The sequence below is a fragment of the Photorhabdus kleinii genome (genome assembly GCF_025384885.1).
GTDB lineage: Bacteria > Pseudomonadota > Gammaproteobacteria > Enterobacterales > Enterobacteriaceae > Photorhabdus > Photorhabdus kayaii.
Genome location: NZ_JAJAFY010000103.1, coordinates 1 through 3,089, shown reverse-complemented (window position 1 = coordinate 3,089; position 3,089 = coordinate 1). Strand labels below are relative to the sequence as shown.

Sequence of the window (3,089 nt, the reverse complement as noted above, 5' to 3'; positions counted from 1 at the left end):
TCGGTAGTCCCATCCGGCAAGGTCACGGTTTGGTTCGTCAGCCAGATAATATCTGAAGTCAGCAGCGCCATCTGCGCCGGACTCAAGGCGACACCCGGCGTTAACTGTTGCTGTTGGCCAAAGGCAATTCCGGCATCCATCAGCGCTTTAAACTGCGCTTCGTCGTTATTGTAGCCCGGCAGATAGCGTCGGCCGGTCAGTTGGGTGATTTGGTCGCGCACTAGCCTCTGTTCGTAGAATCCATCGCCCAGGCGTTTGTGGACCAGCGCCGGGTCGTGCGTTAACTGTTGCCGCATGTAATCCGAGCCCAGCCACTGTTTATACTGGGTGAATTTCGGGTCGGTCTCGACCAGATAGTGGCTGTCGCTGCCCGGTTGCACGGTATACAGGCTGTTATCCGGCAGGCGGGTGTTGGGGGTCACTACACGTATCACCGGGTCGATTGTTTGCCCTTTCACCGTTTCCGGGGGCAAACTCAGTTCAAACGGCTGTCCGGGGGGCAAGACCAGAGGCCGGTCGTTTATCCCGGTTACCGGTTTGACCGCCGTGGGAGCCGCGTGTATCTGACCGGTCTGTCGGTCTGTAATCGTGATATCGGTGCCCTGTGGACGGGTATGCTCCTGCCAGGCCAGCGTTTTCAGGTCAATCGTTTCTATCACCGGGGCAGGGTGATAACCACTGCGGCTTTTCCCCTGCGAGGTTTTAGTGCCGCGGAATCTGGGCTTAAGTCGTTTCTTTTTCGCATACCAACGAGTCTGGCTGCCGGCATCCGTGGTGATGCGCTCCCCCTGAGTCGCTATATTGTGCAGTTCGCCGATTTCCCCGTCCAGCGTGCCGCCCGCCACGATTTGGCTGTCGTGATTGGTGACTTTCGCACTGTTGAGCGTGATATTGCCGCCCGCCAGAATTTTACCGGGGTCACTCTGTTTGACCTGCGTTTCCTTCACGGTGCGGGTGTACTGATATTCGTAAAAGTCATTACTGCGACTGCCATCCGGCATGATGGCATCGTGCACGCCATATTTATTGTGGCGGGAAGTGTCCACTTGCGACCAGTCATAGCGGGTGGTCTGGCCGCTCAATACCGCATCGTGATGTGGCGATTTTTCCGTTTCGACGACCTGCGTCACCAGACCGGCGTTGGTGTTGTTAATCCGGTCGGCCTGAATGTTCAGGTTGTTCCCGGCTTCAATCGTTGCCGCGTGGTTATTGAGCTCACGCGCTTGACCCGTCGCTGTCAGGTTGTTGTCCAACTGGCCGCCAATGTGCATATCGCCCACGCTGTAAATCTGGGCATGATGACTGTTGTTCAGTGTCCCGGTACCGATATCCAGCCGGTCACGCGCGGCAATGACAGCAGCTTTGCCGTCCTGTGCGCTGTTATTCAGCGTCCCCGTCTGGAGGGCGAGTTGGTCACCGTAAATGCGCCCGGTGCCGGTATTGTTCAGGGTGTTGGCCGTGAGATGGGTCAGGCCGCCGTCAATCAATCCGGTATTGTTCAGCGTATCGTGGACCTTGATTTGCGTTTGCCCGGCGCTGATTTCACCGGCGGCGCTGTTGGTAAGATTTTGCGCATCAAGATGCAGCGCCTGACCGGCTTTTATCTGGCGGTCATTGAGGAGATTGCCGGTGGTTTTCAGGGTCAGATTGCCATTGGCCGCCGTGTTGCCGGTATGGTGAAAATCCCCGGTTAAGGTAACCTCCATATCGCCCTGCGATAACAGTTGGCCGTCACCGCTGAGGGCCTCGGCGTTAATATCGAACTGCTTTCCGGCAATTAAGGTGCCCTGTGGGTTGTTAATTCGCAGATGCGGTTGCTGAGCCTCGCGGTTGATAGTGAGCTGTTTGCCTGCGGAGACCAGCCCCTGAGTATTATTCAAGGTCTGGCTGATGTTCGCTTGCAGGCGGTCGGCCGCCCGTAAAGCGCCCTGGCGGTTGTCCACCTGTTGGGCGTTGACCGTCAGGTTTTGCGCTTCCAGTCCTTTATCCGTCTGCGCCGTGTCGCGGTTAATCAGGTGAGCGGCGCTCAAGGTCAATTGCTGACCGCCACGGATAAGGCCGCCGGTGTTATCGGTTTGGGTTTTGACATTGAGTGTGGTGTCGCCCACGGCTTGCACCTGCCCGTGTCGATTATCGAGCCGCTGGGTTTTCAGGTTGAATGTACCGGCCGACAACAATTTGCCGTCCCGGTTATCGGTTTGCGCCTGTCGGGTGTCGATAACCAACTGTCCGCCTTGCAGATGGCCGTGGCGATTGTCCAGCGGGCCGCTGGTGACGGTGGTTTTGCCCTCGCCGAGAATCTGGCCCTGTTGGTTATCCAGTAACTGTCCGTCGGTGTCCAGAGTCAGAACATCTGCGGATTGTAAGGTCCCGTTGCGGTTAGTGAGTTGCTGACTGTGAATGTCCAGCCCGCCATTCCCAGCTATCTGGCCCTGAGTATTATTGAGCACGCTGCTGGTTAGCGCCGTTTTGCCGTCCGCCGCGATTATGCCGCCGGTGTTATCGATGTCGCCGGTACGCAGGGTTAACTGCCCGCCGCTTAACAACCGGCCTGCTTTTTGGTCGGCATTGCGGGTATTGGTGAATCCGTGGCCGTGGGTATCAACGGACATCTCCCGGCCGGATTGTAACCGCCCCGCCGTGTTATCCAGCTCACCACTGTTGACTGTCAGAGTGTCCTCGGCTATCACCTGTCCCGCGGTATTGATGAAGGACTGGCCGGAGGTCTGGCTGTTGATATGCTGCGCCAGCAACACCCCCTGCGTGTTATCCAGGGTCTGGCTGGTTGTAGTCAGTCGGGTTTTGGCTTCAAGATGACCGTGGGCATTCTGAATGGCTTTGCCAATGGTCAAGGTGGCGCTGTCCCCGGCCGCCACGATGCTCCCCCGGCGATTATCCAGTTGGGCCGCGCTGAGCCGGAGCGCGTTACCCGCTTCCAGCCGGCCCGCCTGATTGTCCAGCGTGTCTTTGACCGTCAGTGTCAGCGAGCCCTTGTCGGCGGCTACGAGGTTGCCGTGACGATTATCGACGGTCGTTGCCTTAAGGTTCAGGTTACCGTTACCGGCAATGGCGCCGTTCTGATTATTCAG

Annotated in this window: 1 pseudogene; it reads right to left on the bottom strand. The window is 57.8% G+C overall.

Annotated elements, in window-relative coordinates:
- Positions 1-3,089, bottom strand: a pseudogene (locus LG003_RS22610) (hemagglutinin repeat-containing protein); the annotation flags it as partial.